The following is a 24,975-nucleotide window of genomic DNA, read 5'->3' as shown; positions in this document are numbered from 1 at the left end:
CTGGGCCGGTCAGTTCCGGGCGCGCGGCCAGTAGTGCTCGGCGAACAGCCGCCCGACCAGCTCGCCGCGGCTGGAGACCGCCGTCTTCTCGAAGATCGCCTTGATGTGGTCGCGGACCGTGTGCGGCGAGATGACGAGGCGGGCGGCGATCTCCCCGGTGGGCAGCCCGCGCGCGATCTCCTGGGCGACCTGCAGCTCGCGCGGCGTCAGCTCGTACGCCTCGGCCACGAGCACGGCCAGATCACCCGCGGAGGCGGGCTCGAGCACCAACGCGATGGGCCCGGGCCGCCCGCCCGGGCCGGTGAGGGCGGAGGCATGACAGACCAGCCAGCGGCCCTGGGTCGTGCGGATGCGCGTGCGCGCCCCGCCCCGGTCGCGCCCCTTCGCGATCGCCCGCGCCTGCAGGGCCGTACCGACGATCCAGATCGGCATCCGCACGCCGAGCGCGGACGGGATGGACGGACCGTGGGGGAGGCAGGCCAGGTGCTCGCGGGCCTCGTCGTTGATCGACGTCGCCGCGCCGTACTGGTCGAAGACGATCAGTCCGGGACCCGGCGCATCCGGTAGCGGCTCGAGCCAGGACGGGCGGGCGAGGCGCCGGAGCCGGGTGGCCAGCGGTCGGGACAGCGAGGCGACGAGATCGACCTCGTCCTGGCCGAACGCGCGCCCGCCCGTGCGGAACAGGCTCACCACGGCCCAGGAGCGACCTCCCGCGCGCACGACTCCGCGCAGCTCGTCGTGCACGCCCTGGCGCTGGAGCAACCGCCGGTACCGCGCGGAGCGGGCGGGCAGGTCGCCCGTGACGGCGCGAAGCCCGGCTGCGGGGACCTGAGCCATGGCCAGATCCCGGAACGGGAGGACGTTCTCGTCCAGGAGCTCGCTCTCCCAGTACTCGGCGCACCGCTCGCGGTCGCCGAGGCCCTCCACCACCATCGGCGCCGTGATCAGCCCGGTCTCGGGATCCGTGGCCGCCCACACCGCCGCGTCGTGCGGCACCACGTGCCGCAGCCGCGCCGACACCCGGGCGAACATGCCTGCGGCGTTCGTCGCCCGCTCGGCCGCGGCCAGCACCTCCGCGCCTCGGGGTCGTCCACCCATCGGTCCTCCCGTGATCGGCCGCGTCGTCGAGCATGCGGGGCCGGCCTCCTCGCGCCAACCCCTCGAACGAGGGGGTCATTCCCGGCGAGAACACCCGCGACGGCGGGATGGGGGGACGGCCCGGCGACGCCGAGTCTCTCGGCATGGACATCGGGATCATCGGAGGCGGCGCGGCCGCCGTCGGACTGCTGGACGCACTGGCGAGGGAAGCGGAAACGCCGGGGGCCGTGACGGTGTTCGAGCCGTCCCCGCACCTGTGGCGGGGCCGCCCGTACGCGCCGGACCTGGACTCGGTGCTGGTCAACGCCCCGCCCGTCATCATGTCGATCCGCGAGGGCGACTTCGAGCACTACGCCTCGTGGCTGGGCGCGGGGGACGACGCGTACGTGGACCCGGGGATCGGCAGACCGCTCGTCCCGCGCGCCCGGTACGGCGAGTACCTGGAGCACACGGCCGAGAAGGCGATCGCGGACCTGCGGGAACGCGGCTGGCAGGCGGACGTCGTCCCCGCGCCCGTGGTCGGAGCGGCCCACGCCGCGGGACGCCTGGCACTGCGCACCGGCGACGGCCGCGAGCACGTCGTCGGCCAGGTCGCGCTGTGCGTCGGTGGCGGCACGCCCCACGACCACTACCGGCTCGATGGTGCTCCGGGATTCGTCGGCGACCCCTACCCGCTCGCACGAACCCTCGACGACGTGCCGCCCGACAGCGACGTCGCCGTGATCGGCAGCGGCCTGACCGCCGTGGACGTGGTCGTCTCGCTCGCCGCGCGGGGTCACACCGGGCGGATCAGCCTGCTGTCGCGCACCGGCATGCTCCCGCACGTCTGGCAACGGCCGACCGCTCACCGGCCGCAGCACCTGACCGTCGAGCGGGTCGGGGCGCTGGCACGTGACGGCGAGATCGCCCTCGACCACCTCGCCGGACTGCTGCGCGAGGAGATGTCGGACGCGGGCGAGGACCTCGACGCGCTGATCGCCGACCTGCGTGCCGCCCGTACCGAGGACCCGGTGGCCCGCCTGCGGCGCCAGATCGCCGCGATCACCGCCCCCGAGATCGGCCGCCGGGTGCTGCAGACAGCCGCACACACCGTCGGCCCGTTCGCGTGGCGGCTGCTGCCGGAACGGGATCGGGACCGGCTGCGCGCCCAGGCCCGGACCGCGATCAGCGTCGCCTCCCCGATGATCCCGACGAACGCCGTACGGCTGCTGCAGCTGTTCGACGCGGGTCAGCTGGAGCTGCTCGCCGGAGTACGCGACATCACCCGGGACGACGGACGGTTCGCCGTCGAGACCGCACACGGCGGACGGCACGCCGACGTCGTCGTCAACGCCGTGAACCCGTCCCCGCACGCCGTCCCCGCGTCCGCGGCGGGGCTCGCGGACGACCTGGTCGGCATGGGCGTGGCCGCCCGGCATCCGTCCGGAGGCCTCCTTCCGGCCGACCCGCGCATGCATCTCGTGGGAGACCTGGCCGGGGGCGGCCCGTTCATCACCTCGAGCATCCCGGGGCTGGCCGTCCAGGGGGCCGCTGCCGCACGCGCGGTCCTCGCAGGCCCCTGACGGCCCTCGCCCGGCAGGACGGCACGCGCCTCGTGCCGCCTCACATCCGGGATCTCAGCACGTCGAACTCGCAGCCCGGCGAGGACGGGTCGAAGCCGTGCTCGACCAGCCAACGGGCCGCCAGCAGGCTGCGCAACGACCACCACGCGCGGATCACGTCGAGGTCGACGTCGGTGCCGTAGCCGGCCACGACGTCGCCGAGGCGCTCCTCGTGTCCGAGCGTCAAGGTGGCGAGGTCGAAAAGGGCATCGCCCTGGGCCGCCTCGGACCAGTCGATCACACCGGTGATCTCGTCACCGTCGGCGAACACGTGGGTGATCTGCAGGTCGCCGTGCGTGAACACCGGTGTCCACGGGCGGAGCGCGGCCTCGGCGATCCGGCGGTTGCGGGTGACCACGTCGGCGGGAAGGACGCCGGACGCGACGAGCCACTCGCACTCGTCGTCGAGGTCCGATGCGATCTCGTCGACGCTCCGACCGGGCCATGGCGGCAGCGGCGCGTCGTGCAGCGTCCGTGCGGCGGCACCCGCCGCGGCCCACGCCGCCGACGACGCGATCGACGGCTCGCCGAGGCGGCCGAGTGCCCTCCCGGGGACGGCGGCGAGCGCCAGCACGGGCGGCTTCCACCACAGAACCTGCGGAGTCGGGATCGGCGCCATGGCCATCGCCTCGACCTCGACGTCGGTGCGCGTCCGATCACCATCGACCTTCAGGAACACGTCGCCGACGCGCAGGGTCGCGCGTTCGTGATGGGCGACGACGACCTCGACCTCGTCCACGTCGGCCATGTTCGCGCGGCTGACCACCGATGTCGCCGGGTTATCGCGCGACCGACTGCGTCCCGCTGCCCGGCGCCACCCCCCATGGCCCGGAGGGCTCCGCAGCGGGCTCTGTCCCAACGAAACACTCGTTTCGTTGGGCGTTGGTTCGGTTGCGTAAACGCCAACCGGATTCTGGGGTTTCTGAACTACAAACGTGTAACCTGCGAAACCATGATCGACGAGGCCGTACGCTGCGGCTACAGCAAGTGCCGGGCCGAGCTGCCCCCGCCCGGACCCCAGGGCGGCAGGCGCCGCTCCTTCTGCCGCGACACCCGCTGGCCGGGCGGCCGCACGTGCGCTCAGATGGCGCGGGCGGAACGCGACGCCCTCGACGCGCTGGGCCTCGACGCGGGGCGTGCCACGTTCCAGCTGGACGCCGACCGCCTGCGGGAGCACGTCGACGCGCTGCGCGGGCCCGTGTCGGACCTCGCCGAGGCGCTCGAGGCCGTCCAGGCCCGGCTCGACGAGGTGGAGGGCGGCGCGCTCGCCGCCGTGGAGACGGCCAACCGCACCACCGCGGAGGCCGAGGCGGCGCGGGTCGATGCGCAGCAGGCACGGGAACGCGCTGAGCGGGACGCGCGGGTGGCGCGGGAGCAGGCCGTGCAGGCCGGTGAGGAGAAGACCGCCGCCGTGGAGCGCGCCGCGGCGGCGGCACGGCAGGCCCTCGACGCCACCGAGGCCCTCGGTGCGGCCCGTCAGCAGGCGCAGGAGGCGGTCGCGGCGCGGGAGCAGGCCGAGGAGCGGGCCCTGGATGCCGGCCGCCGGGCCGCTGAGGCCGAGGCCGCGGCCCGGGAGGCGACGGTGCGGGCGGAGCGCGCGATCACCGAGCGGGACGCGGCGCACGCCCGCGCCGAAGAGCGCCGGGTCGAGGTGGACACCGTCCGCGCGGAGCTGGGCGAGGCCCGTGCTGCGCTGGCGACGGCCCGGGCGGAGGCCGAGCGGCACCGCGCCGATCTGGCGGACGCGCGGGCGCAGCTCGCGGCGGCCGGAGCCGCACGCGACGAGGCGGCCGCGGCCCTCGCCGCCGAGCGGGAGGCCCGGAACCGGGCCGATCGGGAGCTGGCCGGAGCGCGGGAACGCGCCGACGCCGAGGCGGCCCTGCGCACCCGCGTGGAGGCCGACCTGGAGCGGCTGCGCGCCGACCTGGAACGCGCCCACGCGGAGGCACGCCAGGCCCGCGACCAGGACACCGCGCAGCTACGCGCCCTGGTGACGGCCGCGATCCGCGACGCCGCCTCCGCCTGACGAGGTACTGCCGGTACGAGGTCAGAGTCTCCAGGTCAGCCGGTCGGGCGGGTCGTAGCGGCAGGTGGTGCCCGTGGTGACCGAGCGGTCCAGGTGCGCGCCCAGCTCGGGCAGCACCGCACCGATCCGGCTCATCGCCTCCCGCAGCCGCCCGCTGACCGCCTTGCGGGCCCGCTCGACGGTGCTGCTGCCGAGGGTGCGGGCGCGGCCTGCGAGCCCGGCGGCCCGGGCCAGCTCGGCGAGCAGAGCGGCGCGTTCGGTGTCGCAACGCTCCTCGCGCGCGGTGTCGCGGGCGGCGCGGGCCTCGGCCAGTTCCTCGTCCATCTCGGCGAGCCGGCGCCGGTAGGCCGCGGCCCCGGTGGCGTCGAGCAGCGGGCCGGACGCGCGGTCGTGCGGGCCGGCGTCGACCAGGTCGAGCACGTGCACGTCCCGGCCGGGGCTGGCGAGGAGCGTGGCGAGGTCGGCGAGGCCCTTGAGGGGGCCCAGGTGGGCCGAGGCGTCCCGATACCGGACGCGCCAGACGTCGCCGTCGCGGCGCAGCTCGGCGTCGGCCGCCGGCGCGGGCAGGCCGAGGTCGGCGGCGAGGCGGTCCGCCTGCTCGGCGTGCCCGGCAGCCGGGTCGAGCGCCGCGAGGGCCCGGCGCGTCTCGACCTCCCAGACCGCCGCGCCGAGCTGCCGGTGCACGTGAAGGGCCTGGCCGAGGTGGCGGTGGGCGTCGTCGGTGCGGCCCAGCACGGCAGCGAGCACGCCGGCCCAGTGGGCGTTGCTCCCGGTGAAGCAGACGAGCGCGCCGTTCACCCCGCACGTGCCCGCGACGGCGGCGAGCTCCGGGAGCAGTTCCGCGCACAGCGGCCGGTCGCCCAGCACCGCGGCCGCGGCGGCCATCCCGCCCACGAACACGGACCAGAGGTAGGAGCTGTCCTCCCGCCACGCGCCGAGGGAGACCACGGTGTCCAGCGCGCGGCGGCCGGCGTCGAGGTCGCCGGCGCGCACGTGCAGCCCGGCCGCCACGGCGTGTGCGTGCGACGGCACGCCGACCCACCACCGCACGGCCTCGCGGGCGGTCGCCCGGAGCTCCTCCGGGTCGGAGCGTGCCCAGGCCAGGCCCAGCAGCTGGGACATCCGGACGTTCCCCGCGTCGGGCTCGCCGATCCGCTCACCCAGGGCGGCCGCCGCGGCGATGCGTTCCTCGGCCTCGCCGAGGCGGCCGTCGAGGAGCGCGAGCGCGGCCTCCCGGGTGCGGGCCATGTAGCGGTGGCGGGGCTGGCCCAGCCGCTCGGCCGCAGCCAGGTACTCCTCCAGCGCAGGCCGGAACGCGGGCGAGCCGCCCTCCAGCAGCGCGTTCGCGGTGAGCAGGAGGCCCTCGGCGTGCCGTTCCGCGTCGCCTGCGCGGGCGGCGACGACGGCGATCTCCCGCGCCACGGCGACCCGCTCGTGTGCTCGGCCCACCGTCCAGAGCACGTCGTGGCGGGCGAGCAGGCACGCGCCGAGCGTCGCCGGGTCGTCGAGATCGTGGGCGAGCGCGAGCGCCCGCTCCGACAGCGGGCGCGCCCGGTGCCGCTGCCCCGGCACCGAGTGCTGCAGCTCCCGGGCCAGCGCCGCGGTGAGCTGCGCCTCCAGCGCCGTGCCGGTGCCGTGCAGTGCGGAGCGGGCCTCGTCGAGTGCGGCGACGACGTCCTCCCGGGGCATCGCGAACCGGGCCCCGAGCCGCTGGACGCCCAGCGCCACGTGCCCACGCCGCTGCGCGTCGCCCAGTGCTCCGGCCCGGCCCCACGCGTCGTCCAGCACGGCGCGGGCGGCGCCCGGGTCGCCGGCACGGGCTCGGGCGTCGCCCTCCTCGACCAGCAGGTCGACGAGCACGGCACCGGCGGCGCCGACGTCCTCGACGGCGCGGCGGGCCCGGGCGAGGTGGGCGGCGGCCTCGGCGAAGGCGAGCCTTGCCCGCTCGCCCGCCGCGGCGACCCGCGCCCATCGGACGGCGGCGTCCGGGCCGGCCAGCGGGACGGCGGCCGCGGCGTGCCGGGCCAGGTCCGCAGGCGCGACGGCGCCGCCGCGGGCGTGCCGATGCTCGAGGGCCTCCGTGATCCGGCGGTGCAGCGCGAGCCGCTCGGGAGCGGGGAGGTCGGCCGCGACCGTCTCCCGGAACAGGTCGTGCGCCATCCGCGTGCCGCTCCCGTCGCGCACCAGGACACCGGCGCGCACGGCGTCGTCGGCCAGCGCCGCGACCATGGCCGCGTCCAGCTCGCAGACCTCCGCCAGCACGTCCGGCACCAGCTCGTTGCCCATGAGGGCCGCGGCCCGCAGGAGCGCCCGGCCGGACGGGGACAGCCGGGCCACCCGCCCGCGGACCAGGTCCTGCGCCGCGGGCGGGAGGGCGGCGCCCGGGCCTGCGCCGTCGTCGAGCAGCTCGGCGAGCTGGCACACGAGGAAGGGGTGACCGCCGCTGCGGCGGTGGATGTCGGCGGCCCACCGGCCGCCGGTCTCCCCGGCGGTCGCCACCACGAGGTCGTGCACCTCCGGCGGATCGAGCCCGCGCAGGGGGATCGCCTCCCCGCGCCGGGCGAGCACCGCGAGCGTGCGCGCCGCGTCCTCGGTGAGCTCGTCGTGGCGGTAGGCCCCGACCACCGCGAGCGGCACCGGCCGGTGCGGCTGGGCGACGAACTCCAGCAGCGCGAGCGTGGACGGGTCGGCCCACTGCAGGTCGTCGAGCACGACGATCAGCGGCCTGCGCCGCGCGAGCCGCTCGAGCACGCGTGCGGTGGCGTCGAACAGGCGCAGCCGGGCGGCCTCGGTCTGCCCGGCGTCGTCGGCGATCGCGGCCGCGTCGGCCAGTTCGGGCAGCAGCCGGGCCAGCTCGGGCGCGTCGTCGGCGGCGACGGAACGCGCGTCGTCCGGGCCGGTGGCATCGAGCAACGTCCGCAGGGCGACCGACCATGGCCAGAAGGCGGGCGCGCGGCCCGCGTCGCGGCACGTGCCCCACCCCACGGGCAGGTCTGCGCGCGCGGCGGCCTCGCCGATCAGCGTCGACTTGCCGATCCCGGCCTCTCCGCTGACCAGCACCAGCGCCGCCCGGCCCGCGGCCGCACCCTCCACGGCGGCGAGGAGGCGGGCCAGCGGGCGGGCCCGTCCGACGAAGGCCACCGCGGCATTCTGCTCCGCTCGGCGACCCGCCGGGCCGCCGAACGGAACCGCCAGGCCGTTCCTGGCGGGGATCTGGCGCCGAACGGGTGTACCGACACTCCGGACCGGGAGCCCGCCATGACCACGACGTTCGACCCCATCCGCTACAAGAGCACCACCCGCGCGCAGTGGGAGGACGCCGCCGCCGCGTGGGACGCCTGGGGACCCACCCTGGAGGACTGGCTCGGCCCGGCGACCTCCCTCATGCTCGACGCCGCCGGTGTGCGGGCCGGCAGCCGGGTTCTCGACGTCGCCGCGGGCGCAGGCGGGCAGTCGCTCGCCGCCGCCCGCCGGGCCGGCCCCACGGGCGGCGTGCTCGCCACAGACATCTCACCGGCGATCCTCGGCTACGCCGCCGCGGCGGCCGCCCGTGCCGGGCTGGACCGCGTGCGCACCCGCGAGGTGGACGGCGAGGAGCTCGACGTCGAGGCCGCCGAGTTCGACGCGGCGATCAGCCGGCTCGGCCTGATCTACTTCCCCGACCAGACGCGGGCGCTGGCCGGCATGTACCGGGCGCTGCGGCCGGGAGGGCGCGTCGCAGCGGTCGTGTACTCGACGCCGGAGCGCAACGACTTCTTCGCGGTGCCGGTGTCGATCATCCGGCGCCGGGCCGGGCTGCCCGCCCCCGCGCCGGGCCAGCCGGGCCCGTTCAGCCTGGGCGCCCCGGGCGCGGCGGAGGATCTGCTGCGCCGCGCCGGTTTCCGGGACGTCGGGGCCCGGGCGGTGCCTGCGCCGCTGCGCCTGCCCAGCGCTGCGGAGTGCGTGCGGTTCGAGCGGGAGTCGTTCGGGGCGCTGCACCAGATGCTCGCCGGCCTCGCCCCGGCCGAGCGCGACCAGACGTGGGCGGAGATCCACCGCGAGCTCGCCCGGTTCGAGGGGCCGGACGGGTTCGTCGGGCCGTGCGAGCTGCTCGTCGCGTGGGGCAGCAAGTGAGCCTCACCAGGGGACCGGGCGGCCGTCCCTGGTGAAGGTGCTGGTGGGGCCGCCGTCGGGGAGGTCGACGGCGTACATGATGCTCGCCGCGCCGTCGGCCACCGGGCGGCCACCGGGCCCGCCCATGTCGGTGGCCACCCAGCCCGGGCAGACCGCGTTGACGAGGATGCGGTCGCGGCGCAGATCGCCCGCTAGCGTGCGGGTGAGGGCGTTGAGCGCCGCCTTGCTGACGTTGTAGGCGGGCGTGCCGCCACCCATCGAGGCGAGCGACCCGCCCTCGCTGCTCACCATCACGACCCGCGGGTGTGCGCTGCGGCGGAGCAACGGGAGGAAGGCGAGGGTGGTCTGCCAGGCGCCGAGCACGTTGGTCTCGAGCGCCTCCCGTACGACGGCCAGGTCGACGGTCACGCTCGTCTGCCAGGTGTCGTAGTGGACGGCCGCGTTGTTGACCAGGACGTCCACCCGGCCCTCGGTGTGCGTGACGTCCTCGGCGAGCGCGGCGAGACCGTCCGCGTCGGTGACGTCGAGCCGCACCGCCCGCACCCGCCCCGGCAGCTCGCGGGCCGCCCGCTCGCCCGCGGCGAGATCACGGGCGCCGAGCAGGACGATGTCCCCGCGCGCGGCACACTGCCGGGCCACCTCGCGGCCCAGCCCGCGGTTGCCGCCCGTCACCACGATCACCCGATCTCCGTTCATGGACGGTGATCTTCGTCGGTGCCGGTCGGCCCGGGAAGGTCGGTTCGTGCCATCCATCGGGCGAGGAACGACCGGCACGCCTCGGCGGCGGCGCCGAGCGCGGTGTCGGTGCGGTGCAGCAGGCCGACCGGGCGCAGCTGCGGACCCGGGTCGACGGTGTGCGCCGCCACCGGCGGACCGGCAGCCTCGGCCACCGACCGCGCGACCAGCGCGACGCCGAGCCCGTGGGCGGCGAGATCGCGCAGCCGCGGCAGGTGCGAGGTCTCGAACGGAACCCGCGGGGTGAAGCCGGCCTCGGCGGCGAGCCGGTCCAGGATCGCGCGCAGCCCGCTGTCGGCGGGCAGGCACACGAACGGCTCGTCGCGCAACGCGGCCATGGGCAGGGGATCGGTGCCGGCCAGGACGTGGTCCGGGGCCGTGACGAGCACCAGCTCGTCGGTGAAGAGGGGCGTGCGGGCATACCGGGCCGGCAGTCCGGGCGGCATGGGACCGATCGCGAGGTCCAGCGCGCCGTGGTCGAGCCCGTCGAGCAGGCGGCGCAGCGCCCCGGAGGAGAGCGCGAGCTCGACGGCCGGGTGCCTGCGGTGGAACGCGGCGAGCGCGGCCGGCAGGTCGAACGGGTCGAGCGCCTGGATCGCGCCGATCCGGACGCGCCCGAGCAGGCCACCGGAGAGCCCTGCGAGCTCGTCGCGGATCGCGTCGAGCTCGGCCATCGCCCGGCGGGCGCGGCCCAGCACGAGCTCACCGGCGTGGGTCAGCGCGACGGTGCGGGTGGTGCGGTGCAGCAGCCGCGCCCCCACCTCGGCCTCCAACCTGCGGATCTGCACCGACACGGCGGGCTGGGCCACCCGCAGGTGCTCCGCGGCCCGGGTGAACCCACCGTGCCGCACGACCGCATCGAGGTACACGAGCTGGCGCAGCTCCACGCATTCATGGTGCACGACGATGAGTGCGAGAACGAACATGTCTTGGACGTATGAGTAGCGGCGGGCCCACGATGGCGGCATGCGCTGGTTCATCACGGGTTCCTCCGCCGGATTCGGCCGGGTTCTGGCCGAAACCCTCCTCGCCCGCGGCGAGACGGTCGTCGCGACCGCCCGCGATCCGCACACCCTCGGTGATCTCGTCGAGAAGTACCCGGACTCCGTGCTCGCGCTCCCGCTGGACGTCACCGACCCCGGCCAGGTGCGGGCGGCGGTCGAGCGCGCCCTGGGAGGCGGCCCGATCGACGTCCTGGTCAACAACGCGGGGCACGGGCTGCTCGGCGCGCTGGAGGAGCTGTCGGACGAGCAGATCCACGAGGTGCTGGCCGTCAACCTGCTGGGCGCGCTCGCCGTCACCCGCGCCGTGCTCCCGCACATGCGGGCCCGGCGGCGCGGGCACGTCGTGCAGATGTCCTCGGTCGGTGGCGTGGTCGGCAACCCGGGCCACGCGATCTACGCCACCAGCAAGTTCGCGTTGGAAGGAGCGTCGGAGGCCCTCTCCGGCGAGGTAGCGCCGTTCGGGATCCGGGTCACGATCGTCGAGCCGGGCCCGTTCCGCACCGAGTTCCTCGGCCGGTCCCTGCACCACGCCACGCCGATCCCGGACTACGAGGAGGGTCCCGCCGGTGCGCTGCGCGCCCGCTTCGCCGCGCAGCACGGGAGGCAGCCGGGCGACCCGGTCCGTGCGGCCGAGGCGATCATCGACGCCGTGCACGCGCCGTCGGCGCCGCTGCGGCTGCCGCTCGGCCGCGCCGCCGTCGAGCGGATCCGCGCGAAGCTGCAGGGGCAGCTCGCCGACCTGGAGGCGTGCGCGGAAGTGGCGATCGCCGCGGACCGATGAGTTCGCGTCCTCCCACCGGTCTACACGGTCATGAGCATGAACCTGGAGATCGTCGACCGCCCCGCCCAACCGTACGTCGCGGTCCGGCGCACGGTGACGATGCAGACCTTCCCCGAGATCGCCGACCGCCTCCCCGGGTTGTTCGGGTGGCTCGCCGAGCGTGGGGTCGACCCGGCGGGCCCGCCGTTCTTCCGCTACCTCCTGATCGACATGGAGCGTGAGCTCGACGTCGAGGCCGGCGTACCGGTCGCGGCGCCCGTCGACGGTGACGGCGAGGTGCTCGCGGGTGTGCTGCCGGCCGGCCGCTACGCCACCACCACGCACGTCGGGCACCCCGACGAGCTGATCGCCGTCACCGGGGCGTTCCAGGACGAGGCCGCCGCGCAGGGCCTGACCTTCGACGCCACCGGGACCGAGCGCGGCACGCGGTGGGGCTGCCGGCTGGAGCTGCTGCTCACGAATCCCGCAGAGCAGCCGGACACGACCAAGTGGGAGACGAAGCTCGCGTTCCGCCTCGCCGACTGATCCACGCTCTCGGGTGACGACGGGGGCCGGGTGGCCTAATGTCACCTCACCGTCCGTCACGACCCCCGGAGTGACCTGTGTCCGACCGATCGACGCCGTCCCGCTCCCAGGAAGCGCTGGTACACCGGCTGCCCGTCCGGACGCTGCTGGCGGCGTCGGTCGGGAACGCCATCGAGTGGTACGACTGGACGATCTACGCGACGTTCAGCATCTTCTTCGCGACGCAGATCTTCTCGCCGGAGAACCCGACGCTCGCACTGATCAACACGTTCGCCGCGTACGCGCTGGCGTTCTTCTTCCGCCCGCTGGGCGGCTGGCTGCTCGGCCGGTTCGCCGACCTGCGGGGGCGGCGCACGGCGATGCTGCTGACGATCACCCTGATGGCGGGCGGGTCGTTCATCATCGGCATCCTGCCGACGTGGGACCAGGTGGGCTGGCTCGCGCCGATCCTGCTGCTGCTCGCGCGCGTCGGGCAGGGCATGTCGCTGGGCGGGGAGGTCTCCAACGCCTCGGCCTACCTCGGTGAGATCGCGCCGCCGGAGCGACGCGGCCGCTACTCGTCGTTCTTCTACATCTCCACCGGATCCGCGGTGCTGGCCGCCTCGCTGCTCGGAGCGCTGCTCACCGCGGTGCTGAGCCGCGAGGAGCTGGCCGCGTACGGGTGGCGCATCCCGTTCATCCTCGGCGGCGTGCTCGGGCTCATCGGGCTGTGGCTGCGGCGGGCGATGCCGGAGACCGAGCAGTTCGAGGAGAACAAGGCCAAGGCCCAGCAGGTGAAGCACCCACTGCTGCTGACGCTGACCGAGCACCCGAAGGCGGTGGGGCAGCTCGTCGCGTTCACGCTGCTCTCCACGCTGTGCTACTACACGTTCTTCTCGGCCCTCACGCCGTTCGCGGTGAGCTCGCGCGGCGCCGACCCCGGCCAGGTGTTCACGGCGCTGTCGATCGCGACGGCGCTGTTCGTGGTGCTGCAGTACCCGATGGGCGTGCTGTCGGACCGGTTCGGCCGCAAGCCGCAGCTCATGGTCTGGTCCGCCGCCACGGCTGTGCTGATCGTTCCGCTCTCGTTCCTGATCGGGCCCGGCTTCTGGAACATGCTCGTGGTCTTCGGTGTGGGGCTCGGGCTCTACACGGCGATGACCTCGATCGCGCCGGCGATCATGAGCGAGCTCTTCCCCACCGAGCTGCGCGGGCTGGGCATCGGCGCCTGGTACAACCTCACGGTCGCGACGTTCGGCGGAACGGCCCCGCTGGTGATCCAAACGCTGTCCGCCGCGGGCTACGCCCAGGCGTTCTTCTGGTACGTCGCCGCCGGCGCCGTGATCGCCTTCGCCGTGATCCTCACCCTGCCCGAGACCAAGGGCGAGGTGCTGCGGTGACCGACGTCCTCGGCCTGCTGAGCGAGCTGATCAGGTTCCGGACGGTCGGCGGCGGCGAGGGCGCCGCGGCCCGGCACTGCGCTGCCCTGGTGGAGAAGGCCGGGCTCGGCACCCAGCTGCTCGCGTGGGAGCCGGGGCGGGAGCAGCTCGTCGCCCGCACGGCGGGCGGCGACGGGCCGCCGCTCACGTTCACCGGCCACCTCGACACCGTCCCCGTCCAGCCCGACGACTGGTCGGTCGACCCGTGGGCGGCCGAACGCGACGGCGACAAGGTCGTGGGCCGCGGCGCGAGCGACATGAAGTCCGGCGTGGCCGCGGCGGTGGTCGCCACGATCGAGCACGCGGGCCGTCCGCACGCGTGTCGGGGCGTGCAGCTCGTGCTCACCGCCGGCGAGGAGACCGGCTGCACCGGGCTGGTCGAGCTGGACGCACCCGGCCGGGACGCGATGGCCCGTGGCGGCCCACTCGTCGTCGCCGAGCCGACGGCCAACGCCCTCGTGATCGGGCACAAGGGCGCGCACTGGATGCGCCTGCGTGCCGCCGGGCGCGCCGCCCACGGCTCCGCACCGGAGCTGGGTGACAACGCGGTGGTCCGGCTCGCGCGGGCGGCGGTGGCGCTGCACGACCACGCGGGCTGGCCCCGGGACGACCGGTTTCGGTCCGGTCACCGCGAACGTCGGCGTCCTGCGTGGCGGCGTGGCCCCGAACGTCGTGCCGGACGCCGCGGAGCTGATGCTGGACATCCGCACCGTGCCGGGCGTCGAAGCCGGGCAGCTGCGCGCCCAGGTCGGGCTGCTCGCGGGGGAGCAGGTGGACGTGGCCGACCACGTCGTGCTGCCGCCGCTGGACACCGGAGCCGACGAGCCGTTCGTCGGCATGGTGCGTTCTGCGTTGCAGGCCGCGGGCGTGTCCGACGCGGTGGCGCCGCCCGCGCGGTTCTTCACCGACGCGTCCGTCCTGGCCGGGGTGCTCGGTGCCGACGACGTTCCCGCACCCACCGTGGTGCTCGGGCCGGGGGAGCCTGCCCAGTGCCACGTGGTCGACGAGTACTGCCTCGCCAGCCGGGTGGAGGAGACCGTGGTGATCTACCGGGAATTGCTCGACCGCTGGTGCGCCCCGGCCTGACCGAGTCGCACCCGGCCCTCCTGGCGGCGCCGCGCATCGTGCGGGGCCGCCCCTCCCAGCTCAAGGGCGCCTGCGGCGTCGCTGCGCGAGCCGGTCCGCGGCCCCTTGACCTGCGAGCCTCTGCGGCCCCTCGGGCATGCGCTGGGGCAGGCCGGGGGCCTGCCCGATGGGGCGCGCGGCGCCGCCAGGAGGCGGTCCGGCGCATGATCAGCAGCTCGGATCTGTGTGGCCTGCAGCGACGATCAAGGGCTGATGGCCGCGAGAAAGGGTGACCGGCCACGATCAAGGGCAGATGGTCGCCGTTGAAGATCAACTAGCCACCATTTCGCCTTGATCGCCGATCAGGCCCCGGTGCGCGGCCTTGGTTGGTCCTCACCGCGGGAAGATCGCCGACTCGGTGCGCTCACGGCGGCCCGGACAGCCGTGGGTGCGCCAAGTCGCCGATCATCGGGGCGCGGGGGCCTCATGATCGGCGTTTCGGCGCCTTCACGGCCGGATTCCGCCGTAGAGGCACCGAAGCCTCGATCATGTCCGCGCACACCGCCTACGGTGGCGCCGCGCGCCCACCGGGCAGGCCCCCGGCCTGCCCGCGTAGCTTGCCCGGAGGGGTCGCAGAGGCTCAGAGGTCAAGGGTCGCGCAGCGATCGCGGAGCGACGCCGAAGGCGCCCTTGAGCTCTGAGGGGCGGCCCCGCACGATGCGCGGCGCCACCGAAGGCCTGGCGCCAAGGTGGCCACCGAAGGCCCATCCGAAGGTCCTGCTCGAGGGCGCCCACGAAGGCCTCGAGCGAATGCCTCACCAAAAGACGCCACCAAAGGCCCGAGGCCCGGCCCACCGAGGCCTACACCCCGCCCCCGGCGTCCTGACGCCAAGAACCGGGAGGCCAGCACTCTCGGTGCGTCAGACCAGGGGGCTGCTCGCCAGCACCCGGACGGCCTCGGCCACCGCGGCGCGGCGGGCCACCCGCACCGCCGTCTCGATGGGGCGCAGGGCCTCGCGTCGTGCGCCGGCGGCGGACGCGGAGAGGGCACCACCCGGATCGTCGATCTTCGCCGCCGCCAGGATCGCCTCCACCTCGTCGGCGTGCTGCAGGACGCGCAGCGCCTGCGGCGGCATGCCCGCGGGCCACAGCGACGCCGGCCGGGCGCGCAGGGCCGCGGCGATCTCCTCCCGGACCCCCGGGCGGTGCCGGGCGACCCCGAGCGAGGTGAGGACCGAGGCGGACTGCCGCACCTGGTCGCGCAGGTCGCGCTCCGCGTGGCTCAGCGGGACGAACTCCGGTGGCGGGCCTGGATCCGGCACCCGGTAGACGGTCCACCGCAGCACGCCGTCGGCCACGGTGGTGGGCACGATCCCCAGCCCACCGCCGGACCCGGTGTCCGGGAACAGCACCCCCTCGCCCGCCGTGATGGCCGCGGTGCTGAAGTCCCCCGGGCCGGGCAGCCCGCGCACGTCGCCGGGCGCAGGCAGCACCAGGCGGGCCGGGCCGGCCGCTGCGCGCCCGGCCGCGGCGCGACGCAGCGCCGCGAGCAGGAACGTCGGCGAGCTCACCGGCTCCCCGGGTGCGGGGAGGTTGGTGAGTTGCGCAGTGTCCGAATCGGCGGCTTGGACGTCGTGCGCGTCCGCCCACGGGGCGAGCGCGTCGAGCACGTCGTCGGGCGCGGCGGCGCCCACGAGCCAGGCCGAGGCCCACACGGTGAAGGTGGCGGAGGGGCAGGGCACAGCGTCAGGCTATCCACGTCCGAGTGGGAGAGCACTGCCGCCTCGGGGTGAACGCGGGCACGCTCCGTTGCCGCAGCTCACGCGCGGTGACCCGGCGTGTCGTGCCCCGGTCCGGGTTTCCGGGGCCGGTAGAACGGGTGCGTGACCCGTGCGCACGACTACCGAGGGGCGTTCGCCGCCGACGGCACCCGCATCCGTACGCGCAAGCAGATCCCGGAGGTGGTGGCCGAGCCGGGGCTGGTGGTGGAGGACCCGGCGAGCGGGTTCTGCGGTGCCGTCGTGGGGGTGGACGCGCGCGGCGTCACCCTCGAGGACCGCCACGGCGGCAGGCGGGTGTTCCCGCTGCGTCCGGCGGGGTTCCTGTACGAGGGCGCGCCGGCCACCCTCGTCGTGCCCCGGAGCGCCCCGGCGGCGCCTGCCCGGTCCGCGTCCGGGTCGGTGCGCGTGCAGGGCCACACCGCCCGCACCGCACGGGCGGCCCGGATCTGGGTCGAGGGCCTGCACGACGCCGAGCTCGTCGAGCGCGTGTGGGGCCACGACCTGCGCGTCGAGGGCGTCGTGGTGGAGCCGATGCACGGCATGGACGACCTCGCCGCCGCCGTGGCCGAGTTCGAGCCGGGGCCGCAGCGGCGCCTCGGGGTGCTCGTCGACCACCTGGTGGAGGGGTCCAAGGAGACCCGCGCGGCGGCCGCGGTCGCGGGCCCGCACGTGCTCGTCACGGGTCACCCGTACGTCGACGTGTGGCAGGCGGTGAAGCCGTCGGTCGTGGGGATCGGGGCGTGGCCGGAGGTGCCGCGGGGCACCGACTGGAAGACCGGCGTCTGTCGCGCCCTGCGGTGGGGCGAGCCCGCCGACGGCGCGCGGCGCGTGCTCGGAGCGGTGCGCACCTACCGCGACCTGGAGACGCCGCTGATCGGTGCCGTCGAGCAGCTCATCGACTTCGTAACCACCTGATCTCAGGCGATCACGAGCCGGAGCAGGTCTGGCAGGATCTGCTGGCATGACGGCCGCCGTGATCTGGCTCATCGTCGGCGGGCTGCTCGTCGTGGCGGAGTTGCTGTCCGGCGAGTTCGTGCTCCTGATGCTCGGGGGTGGCGCGCTGGCCGCCGGTGGGGCGTCCCTGCTCGTGGGAGGGCCGGTGGTCGGCGGTGTCGTGTTCGCCGTCGTGTCGGTGCTGCTGCTGTTCGCGGTGCGCCCGGCGCTGCGCAGGCGCCTCGACCGCGGCGTCGACCCCGCCGTGATGCACCACCAGGCGCTGCTGGGGAGCACCGCGATCGTCGTGGCGACGGTCGACGAGCACGGCGGCCGCGTGAAGATCGGCGGCGAGCTGTGGTCGGCACGGACGAGCGACGGGCACGGCGCGATCGAGCCCGGCGCCCGGGTCACCGTGCTGAGCATCTCCGGCGCCACCGCGGTCGTCGTCGCACAGGACTGATTTCCGACCTGCTCTACAGAGGGGGCTACCGTGACCGAAGGCACCGTTGTGCTGATCGTCGTGGTGCTGTTGGTGTTGCTCGTGGTCGTGTCGCTGATCAAGGCGGTGCAGATCATCCCGCAGGCCACGGCCGCGGTGATCGAGCGGCTCGGGCGGTACAAGGGAACCGCGGAGCCGGGCCTGGCGTTCCTGGTGCCGTTCATCGACAAGGTCCGCGAGCGGATCGACCTGCGCGAGCAGGTGGTCTCGTTCCCGCCGCAGCCGGTGATCACCCAGGACAACCTGACGGTGAACATCGACACCGTCGTCTACTTCCAGGTGACCGACCCGAAGGCCGCCGTCTACGAGATCTCCGACTACATCACCGGCGTCGAGCAGATCACCACCACGACGCTGCGCAACGTCGTCGGCGGGATGACCCTCGAGGGCACGCTCACCTCCCGCGACCAGATCAACACCGTCCTGCGCGGCGAGCTGGACGAGGCCACCGGCCGCTGGGGCATCCGGGTCGGGCGCGTGGAGATCAAGGCCATCGACCCGCCCGCGTCGATCCAGGAGTCGATGGAGCGGCAGATGAAGGCCGACCGCGAGAAGCGGGCGATGATCCTCACGGCCGAGGGCCAGCGGGAGTCGGCGATCCGCAGCGCCGAGGGCAACAAGCAGAGCCAGATCCTCACCGCGGAAGGCGCCAAGCAGGCCGCAATCCTCAACGCGGAGGCCGAGCGGCAGTCGCGCATCCTGCGGGCGCAGGGCGAGCGGGCGGCGCAGTACCTGCAGGCGCAGGGTCAGGCCAAGGCGATCGAGAAGGTGTTCGCGGCGATCAAGGCGGCCCGGCCGACCCCCGAACTGCTCACCTACCAGTACCTGCAGACGCTGCCCGAGATGGCGAAGGGCGAGGCCAACAAGGTCTGGATCGTGCCGTCCGACTTCGGAAAGGCCCTCGAAGGGTTCACCCGCATGCTCGGCGTGCCCGGCGAGGACGGCGTGTTCCGGTTCGAACCCTCGCCGGTCGAGGACACGGTCTCGCTGACCAAGCCGGAGGACGACGACGAGTCCATCAAGGGATGGTTCGACACGGCGAGCGACCCCGAGATCGCGAAGGTGGTCGCCGACGCCGAGGCGCAGGCGCGCAAGGAGGTGCCGCCGATCGGCGCACCCATCCCCGCCACCCCGTCTCCGCAGACCGTTTCGGCGCCGCGCGCCCCGTCGGAGCCCGGTCCCGCCTACGGCGCGGCCACTCCGCGGGAGGGACGGCCCCAGTCGCCCACCCCGTCACCCACCCCGTCGCCCACGCAGACTCGGCAGCCGGAGAGCGCTGTGCCCACGCCGCCGCACGGGATCCCGCAGGTCCCGACCGACCGGGGCGGTGTCCGGGGCAACGGCGGGCCGCGCCCGGGCTACCCGGCCCCGCCGCCGCAGTGAGGCACACGTCCGCTGCCGCTTAGGCTCCGGACGTGGACATCGAGATCACCCCGGGAGCCCTCGGCGACGTCGACGCGCTGGCACCGCTGTGGAAGGCGATGGTCGAGCACCACCGCACCGTCGTGGCCGGGCGGGTGCCGGTGCGGCCGGCGGGTGAGGCGTGGGAACGGCGCCGCCGCGAGTACGCGTCGTGGCTGGGGGACGGCAGCGGCCTGCTCTTCCTCGCCCACAGGGAAGGCGCCGACGAGGTGGTCGGCTACGCGATGTGCCGGCTGCTGCCGTCGGGTCCGACGTTCGACCTCGGGCCGGTCCGGGGCGACGTCGAGTCGCTCGCCGTCTCGCCGCAGGCCCGCGGCGCGGGCGTCGGCACGGCGCTGCTGGGCGCGGTGCGGACCGAGCTGGAGGCGCGGGGCTGCCGCCACTGGTCGATCAGCGTGGCGGCGGACAACGCGGGCGCCGTGCGCCTCTACGAGCGCGTCGGGTTCCGCCCGCTGGTCCAGATGATGCACGCCCCGCTCACGGGCTGAAGCCGTAGGGCAGCTCGAGGCGGTGGCGGCGGAGCAGGTCGGCGTCGGCGAGCAGCTCGCGCGTGGGTCCGTCGGCCACCACGACGCCGTCGTCGAGCACCACGCTGCGCGGGCACAGCTGCAGCGCGTAGGGCAGGTCGTGGGTGACCATGAGCATCGTCGTGTCCAGCCCGAGCAGCACCTCGGCGAGCTCGCGGCGGGCCACCGGGTCCAGGTTGGTGGACGGCTCGTCGAGCACGAGGATCTCCGGCTCGCACGCCAGCACGGTGGCCAGAGCGACGCGCCTGCGCTGCCCGCCGGACAGGTGCAGCGGCGAGCGGTCGCGGTGCTCGCCCATCCCGACGGCGGCGAGCGCCGCGTCCACCCTCGCGGCCAGTGCGGCGCCGCTGACCCCGAAGTTCGCCGGGCCGAACGCGACGTCCTCGCCGACGGTCGGCAGGAACAGCTGGTCGTCGGGGTCCTGGAACACGATGCCGACGCGCCTGCGGATCTCGCGCAGGTGCGCTCTTGCGACCGGTAGCCCGCCGACGGCGACCGAACCCCGCCCGGGGGTGAGGATGCCGTTGAGGTGCAGCACCAGCGTGGTCTTGCCAGCGCCGTTCGGGCCGAGCAGGGCCACCCGCTCGCCGCGGCGCACGGTGAGGTCGACCCCGTAGAGGGCCTGGTGCCCGTCCGGGTAGGCGAAGGCGAGCCCGCGCACCTCGAGTGATGACGGGGGAGTGGCCGCCACCGCGGTGGCGGCCGGGTCGGGCACCGTGCTCATGACAGCATCCAACCCGCGGTTGCCAGCGCGACGGCGACCGGGACTGGGGCGAGCCCGGCGAGCCACTGCCCACGGCTGGTCCGGGCGTCGGACAGCGGCGGCATCCGGCCGGTCCAGCCGCGCGAGAGCATCGCGAGGTGGACGCGCTCGCCGCGCTCGTAGGAACGGACGAAGAGCGATCCGACGCCACGAGCCGTGGCGCCGGCCTGCCAGAGGAACCGCGGGTCGTGCCCACGGGAGATGCGGGCCAGCCGCATCCGGCGGGCCTCGCCGATGATCACGTCGACGTAGCGCAGCATCAGCGTGGCGATCGTGACGACGAGCGCGGGCGCGTGCAGCCGTTGCAGCCCGAGGAGGAGGTCGCGCAGCGGGGTGGTGGCGGCCAGCGTGAGCGAGGTGAGCACGCCGAGCGTGCCCTTCACCAGGATGTTCCACGCGCCGAGCAGCCCCGGTTCCGACAGCGTCAGGCTCAGCTGCCCGACGAGGGGCCATTCGACATGGGGCGCCCCACCGGTGATCGGCAGCAGCACCGCGAGCACGACGAACGGCGCCTCGATGAGCGCGCGCCGCGCGATCCAGCCCGGCGGGATCCGCGCGATCGTCCAGACGGCCGCGAGCAGCAGCAGGTAGCCGCCGAACACTCCGAACGCCTCGCGCGGGGTGGCCACCACGCACAGCACCACCGCGAACGCCGCGACGATCTTCACCTCGGCCGGGAGCCGGTGGACCGGCGAGCTCCGGGGAAGGTAGAGCGGGTGGGCGTGTCCCGCGCTCACTACTCCTTCCCGGGCGACCGTCGGCGCAGCAGCCAGAACAGGCCGCCCGCGAGGACGAGGGTGACGAGCACGCCGATCACCCCGGCCATCCCGACCGTGCCATCGCCGCCGCCGACGGAGTAGTCGGCCAGCGGGCTGCCGGCGAGGGCGTGGTCCTCGGCGTGCTGCGCGATGCAGGTGCCCTCGAGCTGTTCGCCCGCGTCGGTCTCCACGACGTCGCACCCGTTGAGCGCGACGGTGTCGAGACCGTCGGGATCGGGGCTGGCGAAGTAGGACAGGCCTCCGGCGACGAGCAGGGCGACGGCGAGGAAGCCCAGGAAGAACCCCGCGGCCCTGCGATTGCCGGCCGGGGCGCTCACGACGCGCTCCCGCGCACCTCGAGCGGGGCGGCCGCGCCGCGGAGCAGGTACACGAGATCGGGCCGCACGCCCGCCACGGCCCCGACCGTGGCCGCGGTGATGACCCCCTCGCCGATGCCGATCAGCACGTGCAGGCCGAGCATCAGCACGGCGACCGTGCCCAGCGACGCCCCGCCCGCCCCGCCGATCGCGTACTCCACGACGAACGCCAGTGCGGCGACGACCGTGTTGACCAGCGCGGCGGCGAACGCGGTGGTGACCAGGCCCGCGCGGCCGCGGCGGGCGAGCGGGCGCAGCGCCGTGGCGACCAGATGGCCGGCGAGCACGCCGACCAGCGCCATGTTGACGATGTTGGTGCCGAGCGCGGTGAGCCCGCCGTCGGCGAACAGGAAGGCCTGCACGACGAGCACGATGGCGATGCAGAGCGATCCGACCCACGGGCCGACGAGGATCGCGACCAGCGCCCCGCCCAGCAGGTGCCCGCTGGCGCCGGGCAGGATCGGAAAGTTGATCATTTGCACGGCGAAGACGAACGCGGTGACGAGGCCTGCCATCGGCGCCGTGCGGTCGTCGAGGTCGGCGCGGGCCCGGTGCACCGCGATCGCGAGACCGACGACCGCGACGAGGCCGAAGCCCACCGCGGTGGGCGCGTTCACGAGCCCGTCACTCATGTGCATGGCCAAGGGCATCTGGGTGGCGGAGACCATGCGACCTCCTTCGCGCGGCGGTGGGCACCCGGTTCGGATGACCGGCCCAGGTTAGACGCAGGCGCGGGAAAGCGGCAGTCGCAAGTGATGTGCGATAGCCGACGCGGCGCGGGCGTCGTCAGGCGCCGTTCCCGCGGGAGGCGACCTTCGACAGGGTGTAGAGAGCGCGCCTGCGGGCCCTTCCTGCGGGAGCGAGCGCCCGGCCGACCGCGAGGTCGATGCCGCGGACCTGGAAATACGGTGAGTCACCGATCTCCTCGATCAGCATGCGTTGCTGCGTGTAGAGCTCCTCGTCGCTGTGCGAGGAGATGCTGTCGCTCGAGATGCGGAACGCCGCGAGCGTCTCGGGCAGCCCGAGGAAGTCGCCCAGCTGCAGCAACCGCAGCCACAGGTCGATGTCCATGACGTTGGCGCGGTCGGTCTTCCAGCCCCCGACGGTGAAGAAGTCGTCGCGCCGGAAGAGCACGTTGTTGGACTCACCGATCGGGTTGGACCCGCTGCGCACGACGCGCCGGGCCACCTCCACTCCGGTGTGGACGCCGATGAGACCCTTCAGGCCGCGCCGCGGAACGATCACCCGGCTCTGCTCGTCGATCATGTGCCGGCGCGCGGCGACCACGGCGAGCCCCGGGTCGGAGTCCATGGGCGCGACCTGGAGCTCGAGGCAGCGGGGGTGGAGCAGGTCGTCGGCGCAGACCACCTTGATCAGCGGGCCGCGGGCCAGTTCCACGACCCGGTTCCAGTTGTCCGCCTGCGGCAGCGTCTCGCGGTTGCGCTCGATCCGGACGCGCGGGTCGGCGAAGGAGCGGGCGATGCTGCCGCTCTGGTCGGTGCTGCCGTTGTCGAGCACGACGAGCTCGAAGTCGCGGTAGGTCTGGTCCAGGACGCTGCGGATCGTCTCGGCGAGGAAGCGCTCGCCGTTGTAGACCGGCAGGCAGACGGAGACGCTGGGAATCGGCAGCACGGCGGCGACGGTACCGCTGCCCGCCGAACCGCCGTCCTGCACCACCCGGAGGGGTGGAACCCTGGACGGCGGAGATCGTCGGATGTCCGTAGAGTGCGCCCGACGCACGACAACCGCCCCGGCCGAATGCAGCAGTGGAGAGTCGCCGAAAGGAGGGCTCCCCGTCGCAGAAACGTAACGTAACGCGACGGGTGCCAACGGAGATAAGCCCGGTGATGACGAACGTCTCCGGCGGTGGCTACGGGCAGCAGCGATCTGAACGGCGCGAGCACGCCGCTGACGCGGTGGGGGGGAGAAAGGCGATGCAGCGGAACGGCAACCCGCGGGTCTCCGTGGTGGTGCCGACCCGGAACGAGGCGAGGAACCTGGAGGTCGTGCTGCCGGCGATCGCGGCGGTGCGGCCGGCGGTGCACGAGATCATCGTCGTCGACGGCAACTCGGTCGACGGCACGATCGAGACCGCGCAGCGGGTCCTGCCATGGGTCAAGGTCATCACTCAGACGCGCAAGGGCAAGGGCAACGCGATGGCGTGCGGCTTCGCGGCCGCAACAGGGGACGTCATCGTGATGTTCGATGCCGACGGATCGGCCGACCCGGCCGAGATCCCGGCGTTCGTCAGGGCGCTGATCGACGGTGCGGACTTCGCGAAGGGGAGCCGGTTCGTCCGCGGCGGGGGCAGCGACGACATCACGCTCCTGCGCAAGTCGGGCAACGCCGGGCTGAACGGCGTGGCCAACGCGCTGTTCGGCACGAGCTACACCGACCTGTGCTACGGCTACAACGCCTTCTGGATCGACATCCTCCCGGTGCTCGACCTGCCGCCGATCGACACGCCCGCCCCGGCCGACGGCAGCATGCTCTGGGGCGACGGGTTCGAGATCGAGACCCTGCTGAACTGCCGCGTCGCCGCCGCCGGTCTGAAGATCACCGAGGTGCCGTCCATGGAGCGGGAGCGGATCTTCGGCCAGACCAACCTCCGCACCTTCGCCGACGGCACCCGGGTGCTGCGCACGCTCGCCGCCGAGCGGCGGCGGGCGGCCCGCCGGAAGGCCGAGCGGGTGCAGGTCGAGGAGCAGGCCCGCGCGCTCACGCCGGCCGGGGGCATCCCCGTGGTGCCGCCCGCGCCGCAGCCCCAGCCGCAGCCGGTGCGCACGCCGCCGCCCGGCACCACCGCGCCGGTCAACGGCGCGCGGGGCGGCCAGGTCAACGGACAGGTCCACGCCCAGGCCCCCACCGAGGCCAACGGACAGGCCGGCGAGCCCGTGGAGCGGCGCCCGATGCCGCAGACGCGGATCGAGAGCCAGCCACGGGTCGACGGCCCGGTGCGCGAGACGCGCGACGGGGTGAGCCTGCGCCTCGCCCTCGAGGAGGAGGCCTCCTGACCGAGGGCCGGACGCCAGGGCGCCGGGCATTCTCTCAGGGTCACCCGGCTAGACTCGCCGGTCGGTCGGGTGTGCCCGCGCCTCCCGTCGAACACGTGCGGTTGGGCCGCGCCGCCAGGGGGCGTGGCGAGGCGATGAACGGAGCAAGACGGTGACCATGCCACCCTCGAACGCGGTGCTGACACGCGCTCGTGTCGCACGGCGCTACGTGGCGCTGGTGCTCGTCATCTCGGGAATCGCGGCCTGCACCTTCAACGCGCTGGGCACCACCGGCGGATTCCTCGGAGACCTCAGGATCGTCCTCACCATCGGGTTCCTCGTCCTGGGGCCCGGCTGGGCGGCAGCAGGATTCCTGCGACGGGCCCCCGCAGCCCACGTGTGGCTGCTCACCATCGGCGTCGGCGTGGCCGTCACGCTGCTGGTGGCCCAGATCATGGTCAACGCGGCGTTCTGGCGGACCGACCTCGCGCTGTACGCGATCACGGTCGTCAGCGTCCCGTTCCTGCTCAGACACGCGGTGGTGGCCCAGTGA

The 24,975-nt window shown here is 74.6% G+C and carries 24 protein-coding genes and 1 pseudogene; 14 read left to right on the top strand and 11 right to left on the bottom strand.

Annotated features, from left to right (window positions below; translation table 11 throughout):
- Positions 1-9 precede the first annotated feature (9 nt).
- On the bottom strand, positions 10-1,098 hold the full coding sequence (locus tag FHX44_RS37500; protein WP_147260088.1) for a helix-turn-helix domain-containing protein: 1,089 nt from the start codon (positions 1,096-1,098) through the stop codon (positions 10-12).
- Positions 1,099-1,241: 143 nt separating this feature from the next.
- On the opposite strand from FHX44_RS37500, the gene FHX44_RS37495 reads away from it, so the two are divergent.
- Positions 1,242-2,660, top strand: coding sequence for an FAD/NAD(P)-binding protein (locus FHX44_RS37495; protein WP_147260087.1), 1,419 nt, complete (start codon positions 1,242-1,244; stop codon positions 2,658-2,660).
- A gap of 40 nt (positions 2,661-2,700) precedes the next feature.
- On the opposite strand, the gene FHX44_RS37490 is transcribed toward FHX44_RS37495, so the two are convergent.
- Positions 2,701-3,447: a phosphotransferase family protein gene (locus FHX44_RS37490; protein WP_212612828.1), complete on the bottom strand. Its 747-nt coding sequence runs from the start codon at positions 3,445-3,447 to the stop codon at positions 2,701-2,703.
- Positions 3,448-3,651: 204 nt separating this feature from the next.
- On the opposite strand from FHX44_RS37490, the gene FHX44_RS37485 reads away from it, so the two are divergent.
- Positions 3,652-4,725 (top strand): coiled-coil domain-containing protein, encoded by a 1,074-nt coding sequence (locus FHX44_RS37485; RefSeq protein ID WP_147260085.1) that lies wholly within the window; start codon positions 3,652-3,654, stop codon positions 4,723-4,725.
- A 21-nt stretch (positions 4,726-4,746) separates the two neighbouring features.
- Here the strand turns inward: FHX44_RS37485 and FHX44_RS37480 are convergent, their stop codons facing one another.
- Positions 4,747-7,866: an ATP-binding protein gene (locus FHX44_RS37480; protein WP_147260084.1), complete on the bottom strand. Its 3,120-nt coding sequence runs from the start codon at positions 7,864-7,866 to the stop codon at positions 4,747-4,749.
- 117 nt (positions 7,867-7,983) lie between these two features.
- Here FHX44_RS37480 and FHX44_RS37475 point away from each other — a divergent pair, with 117 nt between their 5' ends.
- Positions 7,984-8,838 (top strand): class I SAM-dependent methyltransferase, encoded by an 855-nt coding sequence (locus FHX44_RS37475; RefSeq protein WP_147260083.1) that lies wholly within the window; start codon positions 7,984-7,986, stop codon positions 8,836-8,838.
- Positions 8,839-8,841: 3 nt separating this feature from the next.
- Here FHX44_RS37475 and FHX44_RS37470 read toward each other — a convergent pair whose 3' ends face one another.
- Positions 8,842-9,534 carry an SDR family NAD(P)-dependent oxidoreductase gene (locus FHX44_RS37470; RefSeq protein ID WP_147260082.1) on the bottom strand — a complete coding sequence of 231 codons (693 nt, stop codon included), beginning with the start codon at positions 9,532-9,534 and terminating at the stop codon, positions 8,842-8,844.
- Positions 9,531-10,499: a LysR family transcriptional regulator gene (locus FHX44_RS37465; protein ID WP_147260081.1), complete on the bottom strand. Its 969-nt coding sequence runs from the start codon at positions 10,497-10,499 to the stop codon at positions 9,531-9,533. Before FHX44_RS37465 ends, FHX44_RS37470 begins: the two co-directional genes overlap by 4 nt.
- Before the next feature lie 40 nt (positions 10,500-10,539).
- On the opposite strand from FHX44_RS37465, the gene FHX44_RS37460 reads away from it, so the two are divergent.
- The 5 genes and pseudogenes from FHX44_RS37460 to FHX44_RS43595 all read left to right on the top strand — a co-directional run bounded on the left by FHX44_RS37460 (position 10,540) and on the right by FHX44_RS43595 (position 14,387).
- Positions 10,540-11,358 carry an SDR family oxidoreductase gene (locus FHX44_RS37460; protein WP_147260080.1) on the top strand — a complete coding sequence of 273 codons (819 nt, stop codon included), beginning with the start codon at positions 10,540-10,542 and terminating at the stop codon, positions 11,356-11,358.
- A gap of 36 nt (positions 11,359-11,394) precedes the next feature.
- Entirely contained in the window at positions 11,395-11,883 is a 489-nt protein-coding gene (locus FHX44_RS37455) for a GyrI-like domain-containing protein (RefSeq protein ID WP_147260079.1), read from the top strand.
- Positions 11,884-11,960: 77 nt separating this feature from the next.
- A complete protein-coding gene (locus tag FHX44_RS37450; protein WP_147260078.1) occupies positions 11,961-13,262 on the top strand; it encodes an MFS transporter in 1,302 nt (433 codons plus the stop codon).
- Positions 13,259-13,834 (top strand): annotated as a pseudogene (locus FHX44_RS44360) (M20/M25/M40 family metallo-hydrolase); the annotation flags it as partial. The gene FHX44_RS37450 and the pseudogene FHX44_RS44360, both read left to right, overlap by 4 nt.
- Entirely contained in the window at positions 13,797-14,387 is a 591-nt protein-coding gene (locus tag FHX44_RS43595; RefSeq protein ID WP_425469170.1) for a M20/M25/M40 family metallo-hydrolase, read from the top strand. The pseudogene FHX44_RS44360 and the gene FHX44_RS43595, both read left to right, overlap by 38 nt.
- An 899-nt stretch (positions 14,388-15,286) precedes the next feature.
- On the opposite strand, the gene FHX44_RS37440 is transcribed toward FHX44_RS43595, so the two are convergent.
- Entirely contained in the window at positions 15,287-16,108 is an 822-nt protein-coding gene (locus FHX44_RS37440; protein ID WP_147260077.1) for a hypothetical protein, read from the bottom strand.
- A 141-nt stretch (positions 16,109-16,249) separates the two neighbouring features.
- On the opposite strand from FHX44_RS37440, the gene FHX44_RS37435 reads away from it, so the two are divergent.
- Genes FHX44_RS37435 through FHX44_RS37420 form a run of 4 tightly spaced genes read left to right on the top strand, consistent with a single transcriptional unit; the run spans position 16,250 to position 19,492 of the window.
- On the top strand, positions 16,250-17,062 hold the full coding sequence (locus FHX44_RS37435; protein WP_212612826.1) for a DUF3097 domain-containing protein: 813 nt from the start codon (positions 16,250-16,252) through the stop codon (positions 17,060-17,062).
- Positions 17,063-17,108: 46 nt separating this feature from the next.
- Positions 17,109-17,543, top strand: a complete 435-nt coding sequence (locus FHX44_RS37430) for an NfeD family protein (RefSeq protein ID WP_147260076.1) — start codon at positions 17,109-17,111, stop codon at positions 17,541-17,543.
- A gap of 30 nt (positions 17,544-17,573) precedes the next feature.
- Positions 17,574-18,965: an SPFH domain-containing protein gene (locus tag FHX44_RS37425; protein ID WP_246170804.1), complete on the top strand. Its 1,392-nt coding sequence runs from the start codon at positions 17,574-17,576 to the stop codon at positions 18,963-18,965.
- A 32-nt stretch (positions 18,966-18,997) separates the two neighbouring features.
- Positions 18,998-19,492, top strand: a complete 495-nt coding sequence (locus FHX44_RS37420) for a GNAT family N-acetyltransferase (RefSeq protein ID WP_147260075.1) — start codon at positions 18,998-19,000, stop codon at positions 19,490-19,492.
- On the opposite strand, the gene FHX44_RS37415 is transcribed toward FHX44_RS37420, so the two are convergent.
- The 5 genes from FHX44_RS37415 to FHX44_RS37395 form a co-directional block, all read right to left on the bottom strand.
- The gene (locus FHX44_RS37415) at positions 19,482-20,255 is read right to left on the bottom strand and encodes an energy-coupling factor ABC transporter ATP-binding protein (RefSeq protein WP_147260074.1); all 774 of its coding nucleotides are present in this window, start codon (positions 20,253-20,255) and stop codon (positions 19,482-19,484) included. The two genes, FHX44_RS37420 and FHX44_RS37415, sit on opposite strands and share 11 nt — an antisense overlap.
- Complete coding sequence (cbiQ, locus tag FHX44_RS37410) at positions 20,252-21,031, bottom strand: cobalt ECF transporter T component CbiQ (protein WP_147260073.1); 780 nt, start codon at positions 21,029-21,031, stop codon at positions 20,252-20,254. Before cbiQ ends, FHX44_RS37415 begins: the two co-directional genes overlap by 4 nt.
- Positions 21,031-21,390: a PDGLE domain-containing protein gene (locus FHX44_RS37405; RefSeq protein WP_147260072.1), complete on the bottom strand. Its 360-nt coding sequence runs from the start codon at positions 21,388-21,390 to the stop codon at positions 21,031-21,033. The genes cbiQ and FHX44_RS37405 overlap by 1 nt, the downstream gene beginning before the upstream one ends.
- Positions 21,387-22,097: an energy-coupling factor ABC transporter permease gene (locus FHX44_RS37400; protein ID WP_147260071.1), complete on the bottom strand. Its 711-nt coding sequence runs from the start codon at positions 22,095-22,097 to the stop codon at positions 21,387-21,389. The genes FHX44_RS37405 and FHX44_RS37400 overlap by 4 nt, the downstream gene beginning before the upstream one ends.
- 118 nt (positions 22,098-22,215) lie before the next feature.
- Complete coding sequence (locus tag FHX44_RS37395; protein WP_170309200.1) at positions 22,216-23,061, bottom strand: glycosyltransferase family 2 protein; 846 nt, start codon at positions 23,059-23,061, stop codon at positions 22,216-22,218.
- A gap of 302 nt (positions 23,062-23,363) precedes the next feature.
- Between FHX44_RS37395 and FHX44_RS37390 the strand changes: the two genes are divergently transcribed.
- Positions 23,364-24,443 (top strand): glycosyltransferase family 2 protein, encoded by a 1,080-nt coding sequence (locus FHX44_RS37390; protein ID WP_246170803.1) that lies wholly within the window; start codon positions 23,364-23,366, stop codon positions 24,441-24,443.
- 151 nt (positions 24,444-24,594) lie between these two features.
- Positions 24,595-24,975 (top strand): hypothetical protein, encoded by a 381-nt coding sequence (locus tag FHX44_RS37385; RefSeq protein WP_147260069.1) that lies wholly within the window; start codon positions 24,595-24,597, stop codon positions 24,973-24,975.

It is taken from the genome of Pseudonocardia hierapolitana, assembly GCF_007994075.1.
Classification (GTDB): domain Bacteria; phylum Actinomycetota; class Actinomycetes; order Mycobacteriales; family Pseudonocardiaceae; genus Pseudonocardia; species Pseudonocardia hierapolitana.
This window is presented reverse-complemented; position numbering and strand designations above follow the sequence as displayed.